Origin of the sequence: Marinactinospora rubrisoli, from assembly GCF_042664915.1 — a bacterium.
Taxonomy (GTDB): Bacteria; Actinomycetota; Actinomycetes; order Streptosporangiales; family Streptosporangiaceae; genus Marinitenerispora; species Marinitenerispora rubrisoli.
In genome coordinates, this window is sequence record NZ_JBHTBH010000008.1 from 188,718 (window position 1) to 209,634 (window position 20,917).

General features: G+C 73.0%; 14 protein-coding genes. 4 read left to right on the forward strand and 10 right to left on the reverse strand.

Annotated features, from left to right (window positions below; genetic code table 11):
* Positions 1-9: 9 nt before the first annotated feature.
* Together ACFQRF_RS17870 and aceB are read right to left on the reverse strand one after the other, a co-directional pair.
* Positions 10-1,479, reverse strand: coding sequence for an FAD-linked oxidase C-terminal domain-containing protein (locus ACFQRF_RS17870; protein WP_379872247.1), 1,470 nt, complete (start codon positions 1,477-1,479; stop codon positions 10-12).
* 43 nt (positions 1,480-1,522) lie between these two features.
* A complete protein-coding gene (aceB, locus tag ACFQRF_RS17875; protein WP_379872248.1) occupies positions 1,523-3,127 on the reverse strand; it encodes a malate synthase A in 1,605 nt (534 codons plus the stop codon).
* Between the two features lie 293 nt (positions 3,128-3,420).
* Here aceB and hflX point away from each other — a divergent pair, with 293 nt between their 5' ends.
* Positions 3,421-4,920: a GTPase HflX gene (gene hflX / locus ACFQRF_RS17880; protein ID WP_379872249.1), complete on the forward strand. Its 1,500-nt coding sequence runs from the start codon at positions 3,421-3,423 to the stop codon at positions 4,918-4,920.
* A 275-nt stretch (positions 4,921-5,195) separates the two neighbouring features.
* Positions 5,196-6,404 (forward strand): amidohydrolase family protein, encoded by a 1,209-nt coding sequence (locus ACFQRF_RS17885; protein ID WP_379872250.1) that lies wholly within the window; start codon positions 5,196-5,198, stop codon positions 6,402-6,404.
* A 42-nt stretch (positions 6,405-6,446) separates the two neighbouring features.
* On the opposite strand, the gene ACFQRF_RS17890 is transcribed toward ACFQRF_RS17885, so the two are convergent.
* Together ACFQRF_RS17890 and holA are read right to left on the reverse strand one after the other, a co-directional pair.
* Entirely contained in the window at positions 6,447-7,031 is a 585-nt protein-coding gene (locus tag ACFQRF_RS17890) for a Uma2 family endonuclease (RefSeq protein WP_379872251.1), read from the reverse strand.
* Positions 7,032-7,122: 91 nt separating this feature from the next.
* Entirely contained in the window at positions 7,123-8,094 is a 972-nt protein-coding gene (gene holA / locus ACFQRF_RS17895) for a DNA polymerase III subunit delta (protein WP_379872252.1), read from the reverse strand.
* A gap of 83 nt (positions 8,095-8,177) precedes the next feature.
* Between holA and ACFQRF_RS17900 the strand changes: the two genes are divergently transcribed.
* Positions 8,178-8,480: an ArsR/SmtB family transcription factor gene (locus tag ACFQRF_RS17900; protein WP_379872253.1), complete on the forward strand. Its 303-nt coding sequence runs from the start codon at positions 8,178-8,180 to the stop codon at positions 8,478-8,480.
* 368 nt (positions 8,481-8,848) lie between these two features.
* On the opposite strand, the gene ACFQRF_RS17905 is transcribed toward ACFQRF_RS17900, so the two are convergent.
* From ACFQRF_RS17905 to ACFQRF_RS17925, 5 genes are all read right to left on the reverse strand, one after another.
* Positions 8,849-11,203 carry a ComEC/Rec2 family competence protein gene (locus tag ACFQRF_RS17905; protein WP_379872254.1) on the reverse strand — a complete coding sequence of 785 codons (2,355 nt, stop codon included), beginning with the start codon at positions 11,201-11,203 and terminating at the stop codon, positions 8,849-8,851.
* Between the two features lie 751 nt (positions 11,204-11,954).
* Entirely contained in the window at positions 11,955-12,656 is a 702-nt protein-coding gene (locus ACFQRF_RS17910; RefSeq protein WP_379872255.1) for a helix-hairpin-helix domain-containing protein, read from the reverse strand.
* Between the two features lie 1,794 nt (positions 12,657-14,450).
* Positions 14,451-15,434 (reverse strand): phosphotransferase, encoded by a 984-nt coding sequence (locus tag ACFQRF_RS17915; RefSeq protein ID WP_379872256.1) that lies wholly within the window; start codon positions 15,432-15,434, stop codon positions 14,451-14,453.
* 146 nt (positions 15,435-15,580) lie between these two features.
* Entirely contained in the window at positions 15,581-15,853 is a 273-nt protein-coding gene (rpsT, locus tag ACFQRF_RS17920) for a 30S ribosomal protein S20 (protein ID WP_379872257.1), read from the reverse strand.
* Positions 15,854-16,052: 199 nt separating this feature from the next.
* Positions 16,053-17,054: a hypothetical protein gene (locus ACFQRF_RS17925; protein WP_379872258.1), complete on the reverse strand. Its 1,002-nt coding sequence runs from the start codon at positions 17,052-17,054 to the stop codon at positions 16,053-16,055.
* A gap of 300 nt (positions 17,055-17,354) precedes the next feature.
* On the opposite strand from ACFQRF_RS17925, the gene lepA reads away from it, so the two are divergent.
* Positions 17,355-19,193: a translation elongation factor 4 gene (lepA, locus tag ACFQRF_RS17930; RefSeq protein ID WP_379872259.1), complete on the forward strand. Its 1,839-nt coding sequence runs from the start codon at positions 17,355-17,357 to the stop codon at positions 19,191-19,193.
* Between the two features lie 38 nt (positions 19,194-19,231).
* Here lepA and ACFQRF_RS17935 read toward each other — a convergent pair whose 3' ends face one another.
* The gene (locus ACFQRF_RS17935) at positions 19,232-20,872 is read right to left on the reverse strand and encodes a glycoside hydrolase family 13 protein (RefSeq protein WP_379872260.1); all 1,641 of its coding nucleotides are present in this window, start codon (positions 20,870-20,872) and stop codon (positions 19,232-19,234) included.
* Between the last annotated feature and the right edge of the window lie 45 nt (positions 20,873-20,917).

The following is a 20,917-nucleotide window of genomic DNA, read 5'->3' on the forward strand; positions in this document are numbered from 1 at the left end:
GCTCGCACGTCAGAACAGTTCGGCCTCGCCGGACGCCACCAGTGGGTGCACGCCGGTGCGCGGGCCCGGCGGCTCGCCGCACAGCCGCGGCGTCGGCAGCAGCTTCTCGGGGTTGGCGATGCCCGCCGGGTCGAACGCCCGCCGGAACAGGTCCATGGTGGCCAGGTCGTCGGGGGCGAACATGTCCGGCATGTGGCACGCCTTGTCCACTCCCACCCCGTGCTCGCCGGTGATGGAGCCGCCGTGTTCGACGCAGAGGCCGAGGATCGCCCCGGACACGTCGGCGGCCCGCTCCGCGGCGCCGGGCTCGGTGTCGTCGAACAGCACGAGCGGGTGCAGGTTGCCGTCGCCGGCGTGGAACACGTTGGCCACCCGGATCCCCGACTCGGCGGACAGCGCGGCGATACGGCGCAGCACCTCCGGCAGCGCCGCCCGTGGCACCACCCCGTCCTGGACGATGTAGGAGGGGCTGATCCGGCCGACCGCGGCGAACGCCGACTTGCGCCCCTTCCAGATCCGGGCGCGCTCGGCGGCGTCGGTGGCGGCGCGCAGTTCGGTGGCACCGGACTCGCGGCAGCGCGCCGCGGCGGCCTCGAACTGGGCGTCCACGTCGTCCGCCGGGCCGTCGAGTTCCACGATGAGCACGGCGCCGGCGCCCTTCGGGTACCCGCACGCCACCGCCGCCTCCGCCGCCTCGATCGCCAGCGCGTCCATCATCTCGATCGCCGCGGGCAGGATCCCGGAGCCGATGATCGCCGAGACGGCCCGGCCGCCGGCGTCCATCGTGGGGAACGCGGCCAGCAGGGTGCGCACCCGCTCGGGGGCCCGCAGCAGCCGGACGGTGATCTCGGTGGCGATGCCCAGCGTGCCCTCCGAGCCGACGAACGCGCCGATCAGGTCGTAGCCGGGCGCCTCCGCCGTCTTGCCGCCGAGGCGGACCACCTCGCCGGCCGGGGTGACGATCTCCAGCCCGAGTACGTGGTTGACGGTGAACCCGTACTTCAGGCAGTGCGCGCCGCCGGAGTTCTCGGCGACGTTGCCGCCCACCGAGCACACCTGCTGGCTGGAGGGGTCAGGGGCGTAGTAGTAGCCGTGCGGGGCCGCGGCGCGGGTGACGTCGAGATTTACCACGCCGGGCTGTACCACGGCGCATCGCGCCGCCACGTCGACCTCCAGGATGCGGCGCATCCGCGACGTCACGATCAGCACGCCGTCGGGGCGCGGCAGCGCCCCGGCGGACAGCCCGGTGCCCGAGCCCCGCGGCACGAAGGGGACGCCCTCTTCCGCGCACAGCCGGACGACCGCGGCGACCTGCGCGGTGGTCGTGGGGAGCACCACCACGCCGGGCAGCGCGGCGTGGTAGGTCAGCCCGTCGCTCTCGTAGGTGCGGCGCTGGGCGGGGTCGGTGAGCACCCCTGCGTCGCCGCAGATGGCGCGCAGCCGCGGCACCAGCGCCTGCGGGTCGGCCGGAACGGGCATCGGGTTCGCCCCCTTCGGACGCGGATTCGGTGCGGGCCGCCGGTCAGGGCATGCGTTCGTAGGCCGGCAGCGTCAGGAAGTCGACGTAGTCGTCGGCGAGCGCGACCTCGGTGAAGAGCCGAACCGCGCGGTCGAGGCGTTCGCCGTCGACGGCCGCGCCGGCCGAGCCGCGGATCCGGTCCAGTTCCTCGGCGATGACACGCTCCAGGAGGTCCCGGGTGACCCGGGTGCCCTCCTCCAGGGTCACTCCGGTGTGCAGCCACTGCCAGACCTGGGACCGGGAGATCTCAGCGGTGGCGGCGTCCTCCATGAGGTTGAAGATCGCCACGGCTCCGTTGCCGCCGAGCCAGGCCGCCAGGTACTGGATGGCGACGCTGACGTTGTTGCGCAGCCCGGCTTCGGTGACGCCGCCTGCGGCGCTGTCCACGGCGAGCAGGTCGGCGGCCTTGACGTCGACGTCGGGGCGGAGCCGGTCGATCTGGTGCGGACGGTCGCCGAGCGCTTCGTCGAAGATCTCCCGGCAGACCGGGACGAGGTCGGGGTGGGCCACCCACGAGCCGTCGAACCCGTCACCGGATTCCCGGGCCTTGTCGTCGCGGACCTTCGCCAGGGCGGTGCGGTTCACCTCGGGATCGCGGCGGCTGGGGATGAACGCGGCCATCCCGCCGATCGCGTGCGCGCCGCGCCGGTGGCAGGTGGCGACGAGCAGTTCGGTGTAGGCGCGCATGAACGGCTGGGTCATGGTGACCGCGTTGCGTTCGGGCAGCAGGAACGCGCGGCCGCGGGTGCGGTGCGTCTTGATGATGCTGAACAGGTAGTCCCAGCGGCCGGCGTTGAGGCCGGCGGAGTGCTCCCGGAGCTCGTAGAGGATCTCCTCCATCTCGAACGCGGCCGGGATCGTCTCGATCAGCACGGTGGCGCGGACGGTGCCGCGGGGGATGCCGAGCGCCTCCTGGGCGTGCAGGAAGACGTCGTTCCAGAGCCGGGCCTCCAGGTGGCTCTCCAGCTTGGGGAGGTAGAAGTAGGGCCCCTTGCCCTTGGCGAGCTGGCGGTGCGCGCAGTGGAACAGGTACAGGGCGAAGTCCACGATCCCGCCGGCGGTCCGCTGGCCGTCCACGAGGATGTGCTTCTCGTCGAGGTGCCAGCCGCGCGGGCGCACGACGATGGTGGCGAGCTCGGCGTCGTCGCGGAGCGCGTAGCTCTTGCCCTCGGGGGTGGTGAAGTCGATGGTGCGGTCCAGCGCGTCACGCAGGTTGAGCTGGCCGCCGATCATGTTCTCCCACAACGGGGTGTTGGCGTCCTCGAAGTCGGCCAGCCACACCTTGGCGCCCGAGTTGAGGGCGTTGACGGTCATCTTCCGGTCGGTGGGGCCGGTGATCTCGACGCGGCGGTCGGTGATGCCGGGCGCCGGTGGGGCCACCCGCCAGTCGGGGTCCGCGCGGATGTGGCGGGTCTCGGGCAGGAAGTCCAGGTCGGCGCCCGCGGCGATCTCGGCCTGGCGCCGGCGGCGGGCCGCCAGCAGCTCCTGGCGGCGCCCCTCGAACCGGCGGTGCAGGCCGGCGATGAGCGCGAGCGCGTCCTCGGTGAGGATCTCCTCGTAGCGGTCGTGCAGCGGGCCGGTGACCTCGACCCCGGTGGTGGTACCCATGAGGAGCCTTCCACAAAGCGGAATTGGTTTCTGTGATACGGAATATGTACGCTATCCGGCGGCCGTGCGGGCGGTCAACGACGCGTGCGGTGCGGCGACACGCAACATCGCGCGGGCTTCCTCCGGGCGGAAAGATCGCCGTTCTTGCCCCGGCAACGCCACGGACCCCCGGCGGAATGCGCACCGAACGGCGCCCGGAGAAATGCCGCCGAAAAAGAGCTGCCATGTGCGTGTTGGGATGGCACCATCGCAGGGAAGAACGAGCGGCGAGCCCGCGTTGACTCTGGATGGATATGACTGACTTCAACGAACGTGATCCCTTCGACGCGCCGGACGCCCGGCGGGGCGCCGTCGTCGTCGACGACACGGAGATCGACGCGCTGCTCGCCGCCGAGAGCGGAGCCCGTACCCGAGACATTCCCGAGCGCGGCGAACTCGAACTGGCCGACCGTCACGCGCTGCGCCGCGTCGCCGGGCTCTCCACCGAACTCGCCGACATCACCGAGGTCGAGTACCGGTCGCTGCGCCTGGAGCGCGTGGTGCTCATCGGCGTGTGGACCAGCGGTACCCAGCTCGACGCCGACAACTCCCTGATCGAGCTCAAGCAGCTCGCCGAGACCGCGGGCGCCCTCGTCCTCGAAGGCGTCACCCAGCGCCGTCCCAAGCCTGACCCCGCCACCTACGTGGGCGCCGGCAAGGCCGACGAACTGCGCGAGATCGTCGAGGCCACCGGGGCCGACACCGTGATCTGCGACGGAGAGCTGACCCCCGGTCAGCTGCGGCAGCTGGAGCAGATCGTCAAGGTCAAGGTGATCGACCGGACCGCCCTGATCCTCGACATCTTCGCCCAGCACGCCCGCAGCCGCGAGGGCAAGGCCCAGGTGGAACTGGCCCAGCTCACCTACCTGCTGCCACGGCTGCGCGGCTGGGGTGAGTCGCTGTCCCGGCAGGCCGGTGGCCGTGCCGGCAGCAACGGCGGCGTGGGGCTGCGCGGTCCCGGTGAGACGAAGATCGAGACCGACCGCCGGCGCATCAACAGCCGGATGGCCAAGCTGCGCCGCCAGCTCGCACAGATGGCCACCGCCCGCGACGTCATGCGTGACCGCCGGCGCACCCGGCAGGTCCCGGCCGTGGCCATCGCCGGGTACACCAACGCCGGCAAGTCCAGCCTGCTGAACCGGCTCACCGGCGCCGGAGTGCTGGTGGAGGACGCCCTGTTCGCCACCCTCGACCCCACCGTGCGCCAGGCGCGCACCCCTGACGGCCGGGCGTTCACCTTCAGCGACACCGTCGGATTCGTCCGGCATCTGCCGCACCAGCTCGTCGAGGCGTTCCGGTCCACGCTGGAGGAGGTCGCCGACTCCGACCTGATCCTGCACGTCGTCGACGGTTCGCACCCCGACCCCGAGCAGCAGCTCGCATCGGTGCGCGAGGTGTTCGGTGAGATCGGCGCGCGTGACGTCCCCGAACTCATCGTCATCAACAAGACCGACGCCGCGGACCCGGTCCTGCTCAAGCAGCTGCGGACCAAGGAACCCGACGCGGTGGAGGTCTCGGCACGTACCGGCGCCGGGATCGAGGAGCTCGTGGCCGCCATCGCCGAGCGGCTGCCGCGTCTCGACCGCGAGATGCGCGTGCTGGTGCCCTACGAGCGGGGCGACCTCGTCTCGCGGGTGCACGAGGAGGGGCGGATCATCACCGAGGAGCACACCGGCGAGGGCACCGCGCTGCACGCCTTCGTGCCCGCGGCGCTGGCCGGTCAGCTCGACGACTACACCGTAGCCGTGCGGTAAGGGAATTTCGGTCCGAACGGCGGAACACCGGAGGGTGTTCCGCCGTTCACTGTTTACCCGGAGAGCTATACATCACGTCGACGAATGAACTACGGTTTCCTTCACTGGAGCGAGACCGTCACCCCCGGCATTCCAGGCACCCCCGAGAAACCCCCTACCCCCTGGGTCAGGCCACCCGAAGACGAGGTCGCGTAATGACTGTCCACGTGTCTTTGCATGCCGAATCGGCCGCGGCATGCCGGCCGTGACGACTCGGGCGGGCGAGCGGTGAGACGATGACGGTACGACTGCTGACGAACATCGGGCGGCTGTGGACGGGGACCGACCTGCTCAGCAACGCCGCGATGATTGTGCAGCACGACCGGGTCGCGTGGGTGGGGCCGGCCGCGGAGCTTCCCCAGAGCCTCCCCGGCGTGATCGACGACATCGTCGACGTCGACGAGGTCGAGAACCTCAGCGGCGGCCTGGTCACTCCCGGGCTGATCGACGCGCACACCCACCCCGTCTATGCGGGCAACCGCTGGGCGGAGATCGCCATGCGGGCCAGCGGCGCGTCCATGGCCGAGGTCACCGCCGCGGGCGGCGGAGTGGCCTCCACCGTCACGGTCACCCGCGGGACCGATCCGTGGACGCTCTGCAACGGAGTGCGCGAGCGCCTGCGGCACTGGCTGCTGTCCGGCACCACCACCGTCGAGGCCAAGACCGGGTACCACCTGACCCGGGACGGCGAACTCGCCGACGTCCGGCTGCTGCGCTCCCTGGAGGAGGAGCCGGGCATGCCCCGGCTGCACGTCACGTTCTTCGCGGCGCACGCCGTGCCGCCCGAGTACTTCGGCCGGCCACGCGACTACGTCGACGCGGTCGGATCGTGGCTCGGCGACGCCGCGCAGGCCGGTGCCGACGGAGTGGACGTGTACTGCGACTGCCAGCAGTTCACCCCCGACGACGCGCGCTGGCTGCTCTCGATGGGCCGCTCGGTCGGGCTGCAGGCCCGCATGCACGCCTGCGCCAAGCCGCGGCACGGCGCCGTGCGGATGGCCGCCGACATCCAGTGCTCGTCGGTGGATCTGCTGCACGAGACCGACGAGGACGACGTCCTCGCGCTCGCTAAGTCGAGCACGCCCGTCGTGATCTGCCCCAGCTCCTCGCTGCACGAGCGCCGCACCCCGCCGGTGCGCGCCCTGCTCGACCACGGCGTGCCGGTCGCGCTCGGCACCGACCACAACCCGGCGCACTCCGGCTCCACGGTGATGTCGCTCGCGGTGTGCATGGCCGTGGCGATGTTCAACATGAGCGTGCTGGAGGCGCTGCGCGCCGCCACCGTCGGCGGCGCCATCGCCCTCGGGGCGACCGACCGCGGCGTGCTCGCGCCCGGCCGGTACGCCGACATGGTCCAGTGGGACGCCGACCACGAAGGCGCGTTCGCGTGGGCGTACGGGCTGAAGGCGCTGCGGGTGTGGCGGGGCGGGGAGACGATCCGGTAGGGGGCGAGAGGGACCGGGCGACCAGAGAGGCCGCCCGGTGAGCTACCAAGCAGTCAGTTCAGCCGGAACGACCCGGATCGGGAACGGCTGTGCCGTCTCGAATACTTCGTCGCCGACAACGTGGGCGGTCTGCTTGTAGTCGTCCGCGATGAGCTCATAGACCGTCAGAACGGGCAAGTCGGGGTCGGGGTCGATGATCCAGTACGCCGGAACGCCGAATTTGAGATAACGATCCTTCTTGAGGTTGCGGTCGTACAGGCTTGTACTGTCTGATGTCACCTCTACCACCAGTGCCGGTGGCCCGCTGCTGTATTTGTGCGTGTAGTCGGACCTTTTCATCAGCGTCACATCGGGGATGTACTGATTGTGCTGATTGGGGGACAGACCGACGGCGCTGAACGCCCGATACTGCGAGTGCTGACGTCCGGCGTGCCGAAGCAGCGCTACCACGTTGTCCGACACGAGCTGGTGGATGTTAAAGGGGGCTGCGCTCACGATCAGTTTCCCGTCAACCAGCTCGTAGCGCTTGCCGTCGTTGGGCAGCAAGGCGAGATCGTCCACCGTGAGCGGCCGAAGCTCGTTCTCGTGCAGCAGGTCCTCGCTGGTCGTCGCCATGATGGTCATCATGCCTCCTTATACGCATGGATGCCAGTGTGCGGCGTGGCGGGCAAGTTACGGGCGAGTATCGAACAATCTGTGGATAACCGGCTTCGGAGCGTTATCGTCGCTGGCCACGCGCCGTCGCGATCTCGATCACCGCGCGCTCCAGCGCGTAGGCGGGATCCCGTCCGGCGCCCTTGATCAGCGCGTCGGTCTCGGCCACTACCTGCATGGCGCGGGCCACCCCCTGCGGACTCCAGCCGCGGGCCTGCTGGCGGAGCGACTTCAGCTTCCACGGCGGCACCTTGGCGCGCTTGGCCAGTTCCGCGTCGGCGACTCCCCGCGGCGGCTGGACCACCACGGCGAGGCCGCGCACCGCCCCGGCCAGGGCGCTGTTGATCAGCACCGGCGCGGTGCCCACCGCGAGCGACCAGCGCAGCTGCTCCAGCGCCTCGGCGAGCCGCCCCTCCACGGCGCGGTCCGCGACGGTGAAGCCGGTGGCCTCGGCCCGGCCGGTGTGGTACCGCGCCACGGCCTTCTCGTCCACCCGCCCCTCGGTGTCGGCGACGAGTTGCGTGCACGCGGCGGCGATCTCACGTAGATCGGTGCCGACCGCGTCCAGCAGCGCCTGGGCGGCGTCGCGGGTGATCTGCCGCCCGGCCCGGCTGAACTCGCCCTTGATGAAGTCCAGCCGTTCGGCCGCCTTGGTGGGCTTGGCGCAGTTGATCCGGGTGGCGCCCGCCTTCAGGGCGGCGTCCAGTAGCGCCTTCCCCTTGGCGCCGCCCGCGTGCACCAGGACGAGCACGACGTCGTCCGCGGGCGCCTTCAGATAGCCGGTGACCTCCGTCGCGAGGTCCTTGGTGAGGTCCTGCGCCGCGCGCAGCACCACCACGCGGCGTTCCCCGAACAGCGACGGCGACGTCACCTCCACCAGCTTGCCGGCGCTCACCTGGGCCGGCACCAGGTCGTGCACGTCCACCTCGGGGTCGTCGGCATGGACCGCGGCGACCAGTTCGGCGACCGCGCGATCCACGAGGAGCTCCTCGTCGCCCACGACGACGGACAGCGGGGAGACGGGGGTGGTGCTCATGTACCCGAGCATGCCACGCCGTGCCGACCGCGACGGCCGGGACGGAGTTGCCGACTCGGAGAAGGATTAAGCATAATGCCGAAATGATCGAGCTCAGCGTGGCCAAAGCCCTCGCGAACGACCGTCGGCTGGCCATCCTGGACTGGCTGCGCGACCCGGTCGCGCACTTCCCGCCGCAGGTGGACGGCGACCTTGAGCGCGACGGCGTCTGCGCTCTGCTCATCGCGCGCAAGCTGGGGGTCAGCCAGCCCACCGCCGGAGAGCACCTGCGGGTGCTGACGAAGGCGGGACTCGTCACCGGCACCCGGATCAAGCAGTGGGTCTTCTACCGGCGGGACGAGCAGCGCATCGCCGTGGTGAAACAGCGGCTGTCCGGCGACTGGTGACCCGCGCGGGCGGGCGCCGAGACGCACCGCTCCTGCCCGGCGGCACGCCTCCGGCCACCGGCCGGCCGGACTCGCTCGCGCGGGGCGGCCGGACCGTCCGGCAGGAGCCGGGCCGGGCCGCGGTGCGGCTCCCTCCACCGCCCGCCGTCCGCCGGGGGGCGGACCCGTGGTCGCCCCGGTGCGGACCCGCGTGGCCGTCCCGTCCGGCGCGGCCCGAGGGGCGCACCGGGTGCGGGCCGGTTCCCGGATGGCCCCGTCCCGACCGGGCGAGCCGGGGCGTACGCCTCAGGGGAACGTCCATCCCGGCGGGGACCACGCGGGTCACGGACCGCCGCTTGGACGCCGTCGGCGGGGTACGGACTTCGCCATCACGTGTCGTCCTCCTTGCGGTGGGCGACGCTGGGGCCGTCGGGGCCGCTCAGCACGGCGACGTTCCCGTGCAGGTCGGTGCGGTAGTTCGCCGTGGTCAGGGACTCCAGCAGCCGCCAGGTGCGCGGGGCCGGATGACCGTAGGGGTTGCCCGCGCCGACCGAGGTGAGGGTGATCCGGGGGCGGGCGGCCGCCAGGAAGGCGGGCTCCTGGGTGCGGGCCCCGTGGTGAGGGGTCTTCAGCACGTCGACCCCGTGCACGGCAGGCTCGCTGAGCAGGGCGCGCTGCGCGGGCTCCTCGATGTCGCCGGTGAGCAGGACGGTGAGCGGAGCGCGCGCTCCGTCGTCGGCCGGGGTCCAGCGGGCGTGCAGCACGATGCTGCCGTCGTTGGATCCGGTCTCCGGGGCGCCGGACCGTGGCCACAGCACCGTGAACCGCCACGGGCCCGCCGTGAAAGCCAGCCGCGCGGTTCCGGTACGCAGCGGGACCTGTGCCGTGGCGAGCCGTCGCGCCGTGGCGGTGGCCGCGAAGCCGGGCGGCGCCAGAGCGGCGTGCACGGTCCGGCCGCGCACCACCCCTTCGGTCCCGCCGACATGGTCGGAGTCGTCGTGGGTGAGCACCAGTAGCGACACCTCGTCGACCGAGAGCCGCCGCAGACATCGGTCCACCGGGACGGGATCGATGCCGGCGTCCACCACCACCGCCCGCCCCGCCCCGGTGGCCAGGACGACGGCGTCTCCCTGGCCCACGTCGCAGGCCACCAGCAGCCAGCCGCGTGGCGGCCACGACGGGGCGATCCGGTGCACCACCAGTGCCGACAGCACGACCACCACGAGCACGACGCCGACCGCCCGCCGCATCCGTCCGCGGATGGCGATCAGCGCGACGGCGAGGACGGCGGCTCCGGCCAGCCCCAGCAGGTCGTCCCGCCAGGGCAGCGCGGCGTGCGGTGTCCGCGCCGCGACGGCCGCGACCGCAGCGATCCACGCCACCGCGGCCCCCGGCAGCCACACCAGGGCCCCGGCCAGCGCGGGCGACAGCAGCGCCACCCCGGCCACGGCGAAGCCGCCGACCGTGGCTGCCGGCACGGCGGGCGCGGCCGCGAGGTTCGCGGGCACCGCCACCCAGCTCACCTCGGCCGCCAGCAGCACCAGGACCGGTGTGCAGGCGAGGTGGGCGGCCAGGGTGACCGCCAGCGCGTCGGCCAGTGACCGTGGCAGCCGCGCCGACCAGCGTTCGGACCAGCGCGGCGCCAGCACCAGGATGCCCGCCGTGGCGAGCACCGAGAGCGCGAACCCGTACGACCGGGCCAGCCCGGGATCGAACAGCAGCAGCCCGACCACCGTTGCGGCCAGCGCGGCGATCCCCGTCCGCTCCCGGCCGAGCGCGAGCGCGGCGATGGCGACCGTCCCCATGAAGGCGGCCCGCAGCACGCTGGGCTCCGGCCGCGCCACCAGCACGAAGATCCCGATCATCGCGGCTCCGGCGGACACGGTGCACCAGCGCGGCCACCGGCACCAGCGGCCCACGGCGAGCGCGACACCGGTCAGGACGGCCAGGTTGGCCCCGGAGACCGTCAGCAAATGCGTCATACCGGCGGTGCGGAAGTCCTCGGCGGTGAGCACGTCGAGACGGGACACGTCGCCGACCACGAGCGCGGGAACCAGCCCGCGCTCCGGCTGCGGGAGCGGCGAGGCCGCCTCGCGAAGCCGCTCGCGAGCGACTCCCGCCAGGGCCTGCGCGCGCGACGGCGGGCCGACCTCCTCCGGCGGGCCGCGCACCAGCACGAGCGCCGCCGTCAACTCCCCGGATCCGGCGGGCACCGGTTTTCCGCGGAGCCGCACCCGCTGACTCGGCACGAGCCGGCGCCACTCCTCACCGGCCACCAGCAGCACGACGGGCACCCGTTCGCGGTGCGCGGCACCGTCCACCACGACGCGTTCGGTGCGCGCCTCCACGATGACGCCGAGCCGCCCCGGCACGGCGGGCCCGGCACGCGAGCGCGGATCGGAGGTGACCACGACGTCCATCTCGGCGCGCCCCTCCCGTGCGGCGACCGCCACCGTGGCACTGCCCTCGACGGAGGCCAGCCGCCCCGCCACCCCGAAGGCTCCGGCGCTCGCACAGACCAGCACCGCCACCAACGGCGCCGCCCACCCCTCGGACGAGGGACGGCGCACCGCCGGAGCGAGGATCACGGCCGCCACCGCGAGCACCAGCCCCACCACGGCGGCCACCCGGGCGGTCCCGCCCAGCAGCACGAACGCGACCAGCCACAGCCCGACTGCCGGCGCCGCGAGCCGCAGATCGAGAACCCGCGGCGCATCGGGGGAGTCGGTGCCCAGCTGGATCACGGTACGGCTCCAGTGAGTGCGGGGACGTGGTGGTCAAGGAGTGCGAGGTGGCGCTGTTCTTTCTCGGCGGATCCCATGAGCCGTTGCCACACCGGGGTGTGGTGGTCTCCAGTGGTCGGAGACGCGGTCGGCCGGGCCGTCCGGGTCAGCGGCGTTCCTGGCCCGGAGTTCACCTTGACGGCGGCGACGTTCCGGTGTGTCCGCGTGATCGCGGACGGGCAGCTGATCGGGAAGTCGCGCGAGATTCGTGGCCGGTGCGCGGCACCCCTGGGGGCCGGGGCCGCCGGAGGCATGACACGCGACGGACCTCGATGGCGCTGCGGGACAACGGCCCGATGTCTCGGAGCGAATCGACGGGCGCGACCGCCCCGGCATACGCCACCCGGCGTCCACACGGCACGACAGCCGAGGACGCCTGATTCCTCCGGGGAGCATGTAGGGGCGGGCCATCTCAGAGCCCTGCTCCGGTCCGAGAGCCGGTGACCCGGGGCCGGTGGACGAGCGGTGGGCAGCGGACGCCGTGTTCCGCCGAAGCGCACCACCGCTTCGGCCGGGGTGGAGCCCCGGCTCGCCTCGTGCGGGGGCCGACCGAGGTGGCGCGAGCTCCGGCAGCTGGTGGCCATCGCGACCCTGATGGCTCGGGCCCGCCTGAGGAGGGACAGGTGACCGGCGCTTGATCGGGAGGACGGCGGCCCGATGTTCGGGGGCGAGCCGACGGCCGCGGCGATCGGGGATACGCCGCTCGGCGCGCTCACGGTACGGCTCCGGTGACCCGGACGAGGTCCCGGAGTTCGGCGAAGCGGCGCTCGCCGATGCCCGTGACGTCCTGCAGCTGTTCGACCGTCCGGAATCCTCCGCTGGTGGTCCGGTGGGCGAGGATCCGCTCGGCGAGCACCGGGCCGATTCCCGGCAGCGCGTCGAGCTGTTCCAGAGTCGCCGTGTTGAGATCGAGCGGCACCCCGGCGGCCGTGCCGCCCGGGTCGGGAACGGAGGCCGGGCCGGGTGCGGGCGGGTTGGGGGAGGGGGTCACTCCCACCAGGATCTGCTCGCCGTCGACGAGAAGCCGTGCCAGGTTCAGCAGGCCGGTCTCGGCGCCGTCGTCGACACCCCCGGCCGCCTCGACGGCGTCGGCGACCCGGGAACCGGCCGGAAGGGTGACCACGCCCGGGCGCTCGACCTCGCCCCCGACATGGACCACCACTTCGCCCACGGGAGTCGGTGAGGCGTCGGCCGCGGGAACCGGCGCACTCGGCGCGGCACCGGCGGCGACCGACGGCACGGCGGCGTCCGGCAGCGGGGGCGCCTCCTCGGGCCGCGCGCGCGAGCGGAGCATGAACCAGCAGGTCACGAGGACGGCCACGACGCACACGAGGACGAGTGCGCGCACCCCCGCGTACCCCAGACGCGGGCGTTCGATGTCGTCCGGCAGCAGCCGGGCCAGCCACGAACGCACGGCCCCCGGTGAAGCGGGATCGCCGCCGACCTCGACATAGCCGGGCGGCGGCCCCACCGCCCGGCGCGGCCGGACGGGACCGCGCGCGAGTCGGCCATCCGCCGCCGGATGGGCCTCGGCATCGGCCGTGGCGCCAGCGGCCGGGGGCGGGGATTCGGCGACGGCGTACGGCGGTGTCGGCACGGTGGGGATCGCTGAACCGCCGGTGCGCCTCGGTCGTGGCGCGGAGCCGGAGTCCGTGCTCCGGGCCGCCGCGCGCGGGTACGGAGTCTCGGCCGCGGTGCCGCCCCCGGCCGCGATGCGCCCGGGCGGCGGTCCACCCGCGCGCGGGGACCGGCGTGGCTCCGGGGCGAGCGGCGCGCCAGTGCCCGTTGCGCTGGGCACGGCGCGTTCATCCGCCAGTGCGGCCGTCGCAGGAGAACGCCGGATCTCGGCGGCGTGGGCGGCGCCGCCGGGCCCGGCATGGCTCGGCGGTGTGTCATCGCGCCGGGCACGTGCCCGCTCGGATCCGTGCCGCCGATCCTCGCGCGGCCGTGCCTCAGGAGCGCCCGGGGCGCTGCCGCCGCGAGGCAGCGGCCGGCGGCCCGGGGTGACGTGCGGAGGAATCGGCGCGACACGTGGTGGCGTACCCTCGGCGTGCCGTGGCCGTGGCCGTGGCCGTGGCCGTGGCCGTGGCATGGCCTGCCCGTCCGGTGGCTCGGCCGGAGAACCCGAGACTTCGCCAGCGTCGGCGGGAGCGTCGGCTTCGACGTGCCCCGGCGGTGGTCCACTCCCGGAGGGGCGCACTGCGGAGCCGGCCGGAGGGGCGGCTCCGGGATCCAGCGGCTCGGCAGCGGAGGCGGCCCGGTGCGGGTTCCGCGCGGTGGCGAGCGGCCCCTCTTTGTCTTCGCCCGCTGCCTTGGCGCCGAGGCGCCGGGCCACCCGGCCGCCGGATGTGCTCGGCCGCTGTGCCGGAGGCGCAACGGCGGAGGAAGGTGGGCCCGCAGTGTTGCCCGCCGTGGGCGCCGGGCGCTCATCCGCGGGTCCGGCCGTCGCTCCGGGGCGGGGAACCCCGGCCCCGGCCGGGGGACCGCCGTCGCCCCCGCCATGCCCGGGAGCCCCGTCCTCGCCGTGGGGCGGGCGCCCGGCGGGTGGCCGCGCTCCGGTGCCCGCCGCCCAGGGGCCGGTGACCGCGTACGGCGGTGTCGGTACGGCGGCGGAGAGACCCGCGGCCCCGGTGTGGGCGCCGAGCGGTTCGAGTGGGGGCGTTCCGTGCCCGGCGTGCCGTCGCGGCGTGGCGGTGGACGGCCGCCCGGCGTCTTCGTGCGGTGGGCCGTTCGCCCCGTGGCGCCGGGCCGGCTCGTCCGGCTGCCGACGCCGCCCGGGCGGTGGCGTTTCACCGGTGGCCACGATGGCGGAGGCGGGCGGAACCGGACGAGGGACGGCGTAGGGCGGGCTGGGGACGGCCGGCGGTGGTGCCGGATCGGGGGCGGGCTGGCCGGGCGGCCGGTGGCGCCGTGCGGTCCGCGGTGCGGCGGCCGACGGCGATGCCGCACGGCCGCTGCCGTGCCGCCCGGGTGGCTGGTCCGGTGGGGTGCTCGCCGGACGCGGGGCCTCGGCGAGCGCGCGCAGGCGGCGCAGGGCGGCATCGCCGCCGGACGCGCCGTGGTCCCGGTGCTTCGATCGCATGCCCGCACGTTAGGCGGGCGGACACCGCGCCGGCCCGGCCGATTTCGCGGCTGTGGAAAAGTCCCGCACGCGCGCCCGTGACGGGCGGCCCGGACCGCCCAGCCGGCGCCCCGAACCGTCGCCCCGCTACGGCAGCGGACCGCCGTCGATCAGGGCGCGGAGCCAGCGGGCGACCTGGAGGAGGTGCGCGTGGCGGACGGCCGGGCGCAGTTCCGGGAAGATGCGGGACCACGAGACGGCGCGGCCGACCGGGGCGAGGGACAAGGCGAGACGGAGCTCTTCGTGGAGTTCGGCGGCCGGATGATCGGCGGTCCAGGGTTCCAGGAACGCGGCGCGCAGGCGGGACAGCTGGTCGCGGTCGGCGCCGAAGGCGTTGGCGGCCATGCGCAGGGGGACCAGCAGGCTGCTGAACGGATGGGCGACGGCGGAGTCGCCCCAGTCGAAGAAGCGGTACCCGCCGTCGCGCACCAGCACGTTGCCGATGTGCAGGTCGGCGTGGTCGAGGGAGGGCGGGATCGCCGATCCGGTCAGGAGACGGCAGTGCGTATCGAACTCGGGGCGCTGCTTCACCAGCGTCGAGTGGTCGGCGCCCAGTGCTTCCACGACCGCAGGGTCGTCCAGGAAGGCGTCCAGCCGGTCGCCGAGCGCGGTGGGCCGGAGATCGGGGACGCCGAGGTCGAGCAGGTCCGGCACCCGGCCGGTCAGCGTCCGCTGCAGCTCGGCGTAGGCGGCCAGCATCGCCTCCCACGCCCGGAAGTCGTCGGGTGCGGATACGTGGTCGCGGAGCGGGCGGGCCGTGCCGGCCAGCAGTGACCAGCCGCGTTCGGCGTCCACCGCGAGCGGAGTGGCTACCCAGCCGGGCGTCCACACGCTGAGGGCGCCGGTGAGCGCGGCCTCGAACTCGCCGCCGGGCGCGTTCGCCTTGAACCAGACCGCGCCGTCGCTGGCGGTGAACCGGGCGGTGGTCGACCATGGCCGGATCCGCACCTGCGGCGGATCGGCGAGCAGCCGGGCGCCACGCGCCGCGACGTGTCCCGCGACCCAGCCGATCAGCTCGTCGCGGAGTTCGGGGTCGTCCCACAGGGAAAGGCGCAGGTCCTGGTACTCCACGGGGGACCAGGCTAGTCCGCGCGCCCTGCGGAGGGGGCGCTATACCCGTGTCCCGTGTCGCGCCGTGCCGGCGAGTCGCACGGACGTGAAACGGTCCCGCCGGCGGAGCCGACGGGACCGATTCACGGAAGAGATTCGGCCTGAACTCAGGCGCTCTTCACCAACTGGTCCGCACGGCGGGCGATGGCGGACTTGCGGTTGGCGGCCTGGTTGCGGTGGATGACGCCCTTGCTCGCGGCCTTGTCGAGCTGACGGGCGGCGGCGCGCTGCAGAGCGACGGCCTGCTCGGTGTTCCCGGCCTCGGCAGCCTCACGGAACTTGCGGATGGCCGTCTTCAGCGACGACTTCACCGCCTTGTTGCGCAGGCGGCGCTTCTCGTTCTGCCGGTTGCGCTTCTTCTGCGACTTGATGTTCGCCATGCGAAAACGTGCTCCAGTAGCTTGATCAGTACGCCGGTGACGGGGGCCGCGACCTGCGGGCAGCCGATCCGCGGGCCGGGCCGGGGACGCGCCGGCGCCAGGTGTGTGAGTCCGAGGGGCTCAAACCGAACGTGGAACGTCCGAGACACGGATCTCCATTATGCAACGACCTGCGCAGTGCTCGCGCCGTACGCGCCGCTCACCGCCCGGGCGCCAGCCAGCCCTCCCGGAACGCCCGCCAGTCCTCGTCGCTCGTGTCGTCCAGCACGTACACCGCCATCCCCACCGACTCGCGCCGCTCGCCCGCGTTCGTCAGCCCGATGCGCACCGCCTCCGTCGCCGTTGCCACGGATTCGGCGGCGGACACCTCGCCCCATCCCTCGTGGCCGAAGGACGGCACCCCGAAGCGCAGCGTCACGTCCTCGGGCACCGCGTCCACCGCGAGTTCGGCCTGGCGGACCATGAAGCCCCCGTACAGAGAGGTGAACGGCATGCCGGTGCCGTGTCCCCGGATCACCAGCTGGTCGGCCTGTTCGGCGACCCGTTGCAGGTAGCCCGCCGACCAGTACCGCTCGCCGCGCGCCACCAGGTGCACCGGCAGCCGCAGGCCCGGAATCAGCTCGACGTGCTGGGCGTCCACCGACATCACCGCGTCCTCACCGGCCTCCTCCCGGGTGCGCTCCAGCAGGTCCGGAAGGGTGGGGTCGTTGGAGGACACCGGGTACACGGCGTAGTGCACCCCGTCGAACCCGGCGTCGACCACGTCCCCGGCCGCCGCGGCGAGCGCCGCCCGGCCCGCGGCGTCGATGCGGTCCTCCACCAGCGAGGAGCCGCTCGCGGTGGAACTCAGCCAGCCCAGGACCCGCGTGTCCGGCAGCTCCGCGCGCAGTGTGTCCAGGAACCGGCCCGCGGCGGCGTACCCCTCGGGGTCCACCGTCCCGTCCGCCCCGATGTCGCCCGCGTGCACGTACAGGTCGGCGAACCCGGCCTCTTCCAGGCGCGGCAGCAGCGCGGCGATGTCCCGCTCGTCCCGGTCACCGTTCACCCACGCGTTTCCCAGCCAGGCCGCGTCGTCACCGGTGGAGGCCGCCCACGGCGCGGGATCGCCCGAGTACTGCATCCCCAGGAGGGCGCCGGCGCCCGCCGCGACGACCGCCACGGCGGCCAGACCTGCGAAGATGCGTTGCAGCAGCCATTTCACCAGCGTGCCTCCCGTTCATTCGCCACGCAGGGTCCTCTCTCGTTCACTCGCCACGCAGGCGCCTTTCTCGTTCACTCGCCACGCAGGCGCCTTTCTCGTTCACTCGCCACGCAGGCTCCACCCGCCTCTCCCGGCGTCGCGTAGCCTTGTCAGCGTGTGTCCCGGACCGGTTCGGGCCATTGTCCCGCGGTGCCGGCCTGACGGACGTCGTGGGACCATGGACGCGTCACCCCGGGAACGCCGCGCGGCACCGCCGCAGCGCTCGCCCCTGTCAGCTTCGAGAAATGTGAACGGACCACGGTGCCACAGCCAAACCGGACCGATCCCGCGCTGATCCGAAACTTCTGCATCATCGCGCACATCGACCATGGCAAGTCGACCCTGGCCGACCGCATGCTGCAGCTGACCGGCGTCGTCGAGGACCGCCAGATGCGCGCGCAGTACCTCGACCGGATGGACATCGAGCGCGAGCGCGGCATCACCATCAAGTCGCAGGCCGTCCGGCTGCCGTTCACGGCGGTCGACGACGTCGAATACGTGCTCAACCTGATCGACACTCCCGGACACGTCGACTTCAGCTACGAGGTGTCCCGGTCGCTGGCCGCCTGCGAGGGCGCCGTGCTGCTCGTGGACGCGGCGCAGGGCATCGAGGCACAGACCCTCGCCAACCTGTACCTGGCGCTGGAGAACGATCTCGCCATCGTCCCGGTGCTGAACAAGATCGACCTGCCGGCCGCCCAGCCCGAGAAGTACGCCGCGGAACTCGCCAACATCATCGGCTGCGACCCCTCGGAGGTGCTCCGGGTCAGCGCCAAGACCGGCGAGGGGGTGGCCGAACTCCTGAACGAGATCGTGCGGCGGGTGCCACCGCCGGTCGGCGACGCCGACGCCCCGGCCCGCGCGATGATCTTCGACTCCGTCTACGACACCTACCGGGGCGTCGTCACCTACGTGCGCGTGGTCGACGGCCAGCTCGGCACCCGTGAGCGCATCGCGATGATGTCCACCGGCGCCACGCACGAGATGCTGGAGGTGGGCGTCATCTCGCCGGAGCCGACCCGGGTCGAGGGGCTCGGCGTCGGCGAGGTCGGCTACCTCATCACCGGTGTGAAGGACGTCCGCCAGTCGCGGGTCGGCGACACCGTCACCTCCGCGGCCCGCGGCGCCACCGAGATGCTGTCCGGGTACCAGGACCCCAAGCCCATGGTGTTCTCGGGCCTCTACCCCATCGAGGGCACCGACTACCCGGTGCTGCGGGACGCGCTGGAGAAGCTTCAGCTCAACGACGCCGCGCTGGTCTTCGAGCCCGAGACCTCGGCCGCGCTCGGATTCGGTTTCCGCTGCGGCTTCCTCGGCCTGCTGCACCTGGAGATCACCCGCGCCCGCCTGGAGCGCGAGTTCAACCTCGACCTCATCTCCACTGCGCCCAACGTCGTGTACCAGGTCGCCATGGAGAACGGCGAGGAGCACACGGTCACCAACCCGAGCGAGTTCCCGGCCGGCAAGATCGCGGAGGTCCGCGAGCCGGTGGTCCGGGGCACGCTGCTCGCCCCCGCCGACTATGTCGGGCCGATCATGGAGCTGTGCCAGGCCCGGCGCGGCGTGCTGCTGGGCATGGACTACCTGTCCGAGGACCGGGTCGAGATGCGCTACACGCTGCCGCTCGCCGAGATCGTGTTCGACTTCTTCGACCAGCTCAAGTCCCGGACGAAGGGCTACGCTTCGCTGGACTACGAGCCGTCCGGCGAGCAGGCCGCCGACCTGGTGAAGGTGGACATCCTGCTGCAGGGCGAGACGGTCGACGCCTTCTCCGCGATCGTGCACAAGGACAAGGCGTACTCCTACGGCGTGGAGATGACCAAGAAGCTGCGCGAACTCATCCCGCGGCAGCAGTTCGAGGTACCGGTCCAGGCCGCCATCGGCTCTCGCGTGATCGCCCGCGAGAACATCCGTGCCATCCGCAAGGACGTGCTCTCCAAGTGCTACGGCGGTGACATCAGCCGTAAGCGCAAGCTGCTGGAGAAGCAGAAGGAGGGCAAGAAGCGCATGAAGATGGTCGGCCGGGTCGAGGTCCCGCAGGAGGCGTTCATCTCGGCGCTGTCCACCGAGCCGGCCGGCGAGAAGGACAAGAAGAAGTAGCCGGCCGGGGCGGTCTGCGCCGCCCCGGCCGGTTCCGGTCAGTCCGCCAGCCACACCGCGGTGTCCGGCGGCAGGGTCAGCGACGCCTCGCCGTCGTGCCGCGTCACCGGTCCGCTGGCCAGCAGCACGGTGCCCTCCAGCGGCAGCCGCACCGGGGCCTCGCCGAGGTTGACCGCGCAGCGGAAGCCCGGCTCCCGGCGGAACAGCAGGACGTTCTCCGGCGCCTCCTCCCAGGCGAGCGCGCCGTCTCCGAGCGCCGCCAGCTCACGGCGCAGCCGCAGCGCGGCGGTGTACAGCGACAGCGTCGACTCGGGGTCGGTCTCCTGCAGCGCCCGGGACAGTTTCTGCCACTCGGCCGGCACCGGCAGCCACGGCCGGCTTCCCGCGGGCCCGAACCCGAACGGCGGCTCGTCGCCCTCCCAGGGCAGCGGCACCCGGCAGCCGTCGCGGCCCCGGTCGGTGCGCCCGGAACGTTCCCAGGTGGGGTCCTGCAGCGTCTCCTCGGGCAGGTCGGTGACCTCGGGCAGCCCCAGCTCCTCACCCTGGTACAGGTAGACGGAGCCGGGCAGCGCCAGCATCAGCAAGGTGGCGGCCCGCGCCCGCCGCGTGCCGGTCTCCCCGCCGCCGAACCGGGTCACGTGCCGGGTGACGTCGTGGTTGGACAGCACCCAGGTGGTGGGGGCGCCGACCGCGCTGTTGGCGGCCAGCGAGGCGTCCACGACCCGGCGCAGGCCCGCCGCCTCCCACGGCGCGGTCAGGTACTCGAAGTTGAACGCCTGGTGCAGTTCGTCGGCCCGCAGGTAGCGCGCCACCCGGGAGGCGTCCTCCACCCACGCCTCGGCGACCATGGCGCGGTCGCCGGGGTACTCGTCGGTGATCCGCCGCCAGTGCCGGTAGATCTCGTGCACGCCCTCCTGGTCGAAGTAGGGCAGCTGGGTGTGACCGTCCAGCATCCCGGCCTGCTGGCCGGGGAGGATGTCGGGCAGCGCGGGGTCCTTCACCATGCCGTGCGCCACGTCGATCCGGAAGCCGTCCACCCCGCGGTCCAGCCAGAACCGCAGGACGTCGTCGAACTCCGCCCAGACCTCGGGGTTCGACCAGTTGAGGTCCGGCTGCTCGGCGTCGAACAGGTGCAGGTACCACTGCTCGGGTGTGCCGTCGGGACGCTTCAGCCGGGTCCAGGCCGCCCCGCCGAAGATGGAGTTCCAGTTGTTCGGCGGCTCGTCGCCACCGGGCCCCCGGCCATCACGGAACACGTAGCGTTCGCGCTCGGCGGACCCGGGTTCGGCCGCGACCGCCTCGCGGAACCAGCGGTGGGCCGAGGAGGTGTGGTTGGGGACGATGTCGATGATGAGCCGCAGGCCGAGCTCGTGCGCGCTCGCCAGCAGCGCGTCGAAGTCGGCGAGGGTGCCGAAGCGCGGATCCACGTCACGGTAGTCGGCGACGTCGTATCCGCCGTCGGCGAGCGGGGAGACGTAGAAGGGGGTCAGCCAGATCGCGTCCACGCCGAGCGCCGCGAGCTTGGGCAGCCGCTGCCGGATGCCCTCCAGGTCGCCCTCACCGTCCCCGTTGGAGTCGGCGAAGCTGCGCACGTACACCTGGTAGATCACGGCGTCGCGCCACCACAACGCACGTCGGGTGGCGGGGGCCGCGGTTCCGGGCTGGGGGGTGAGCTGCATGTGGATCCCTCCGTCATCGCCTGGCGAGGCCGAGGCTGAAATCAC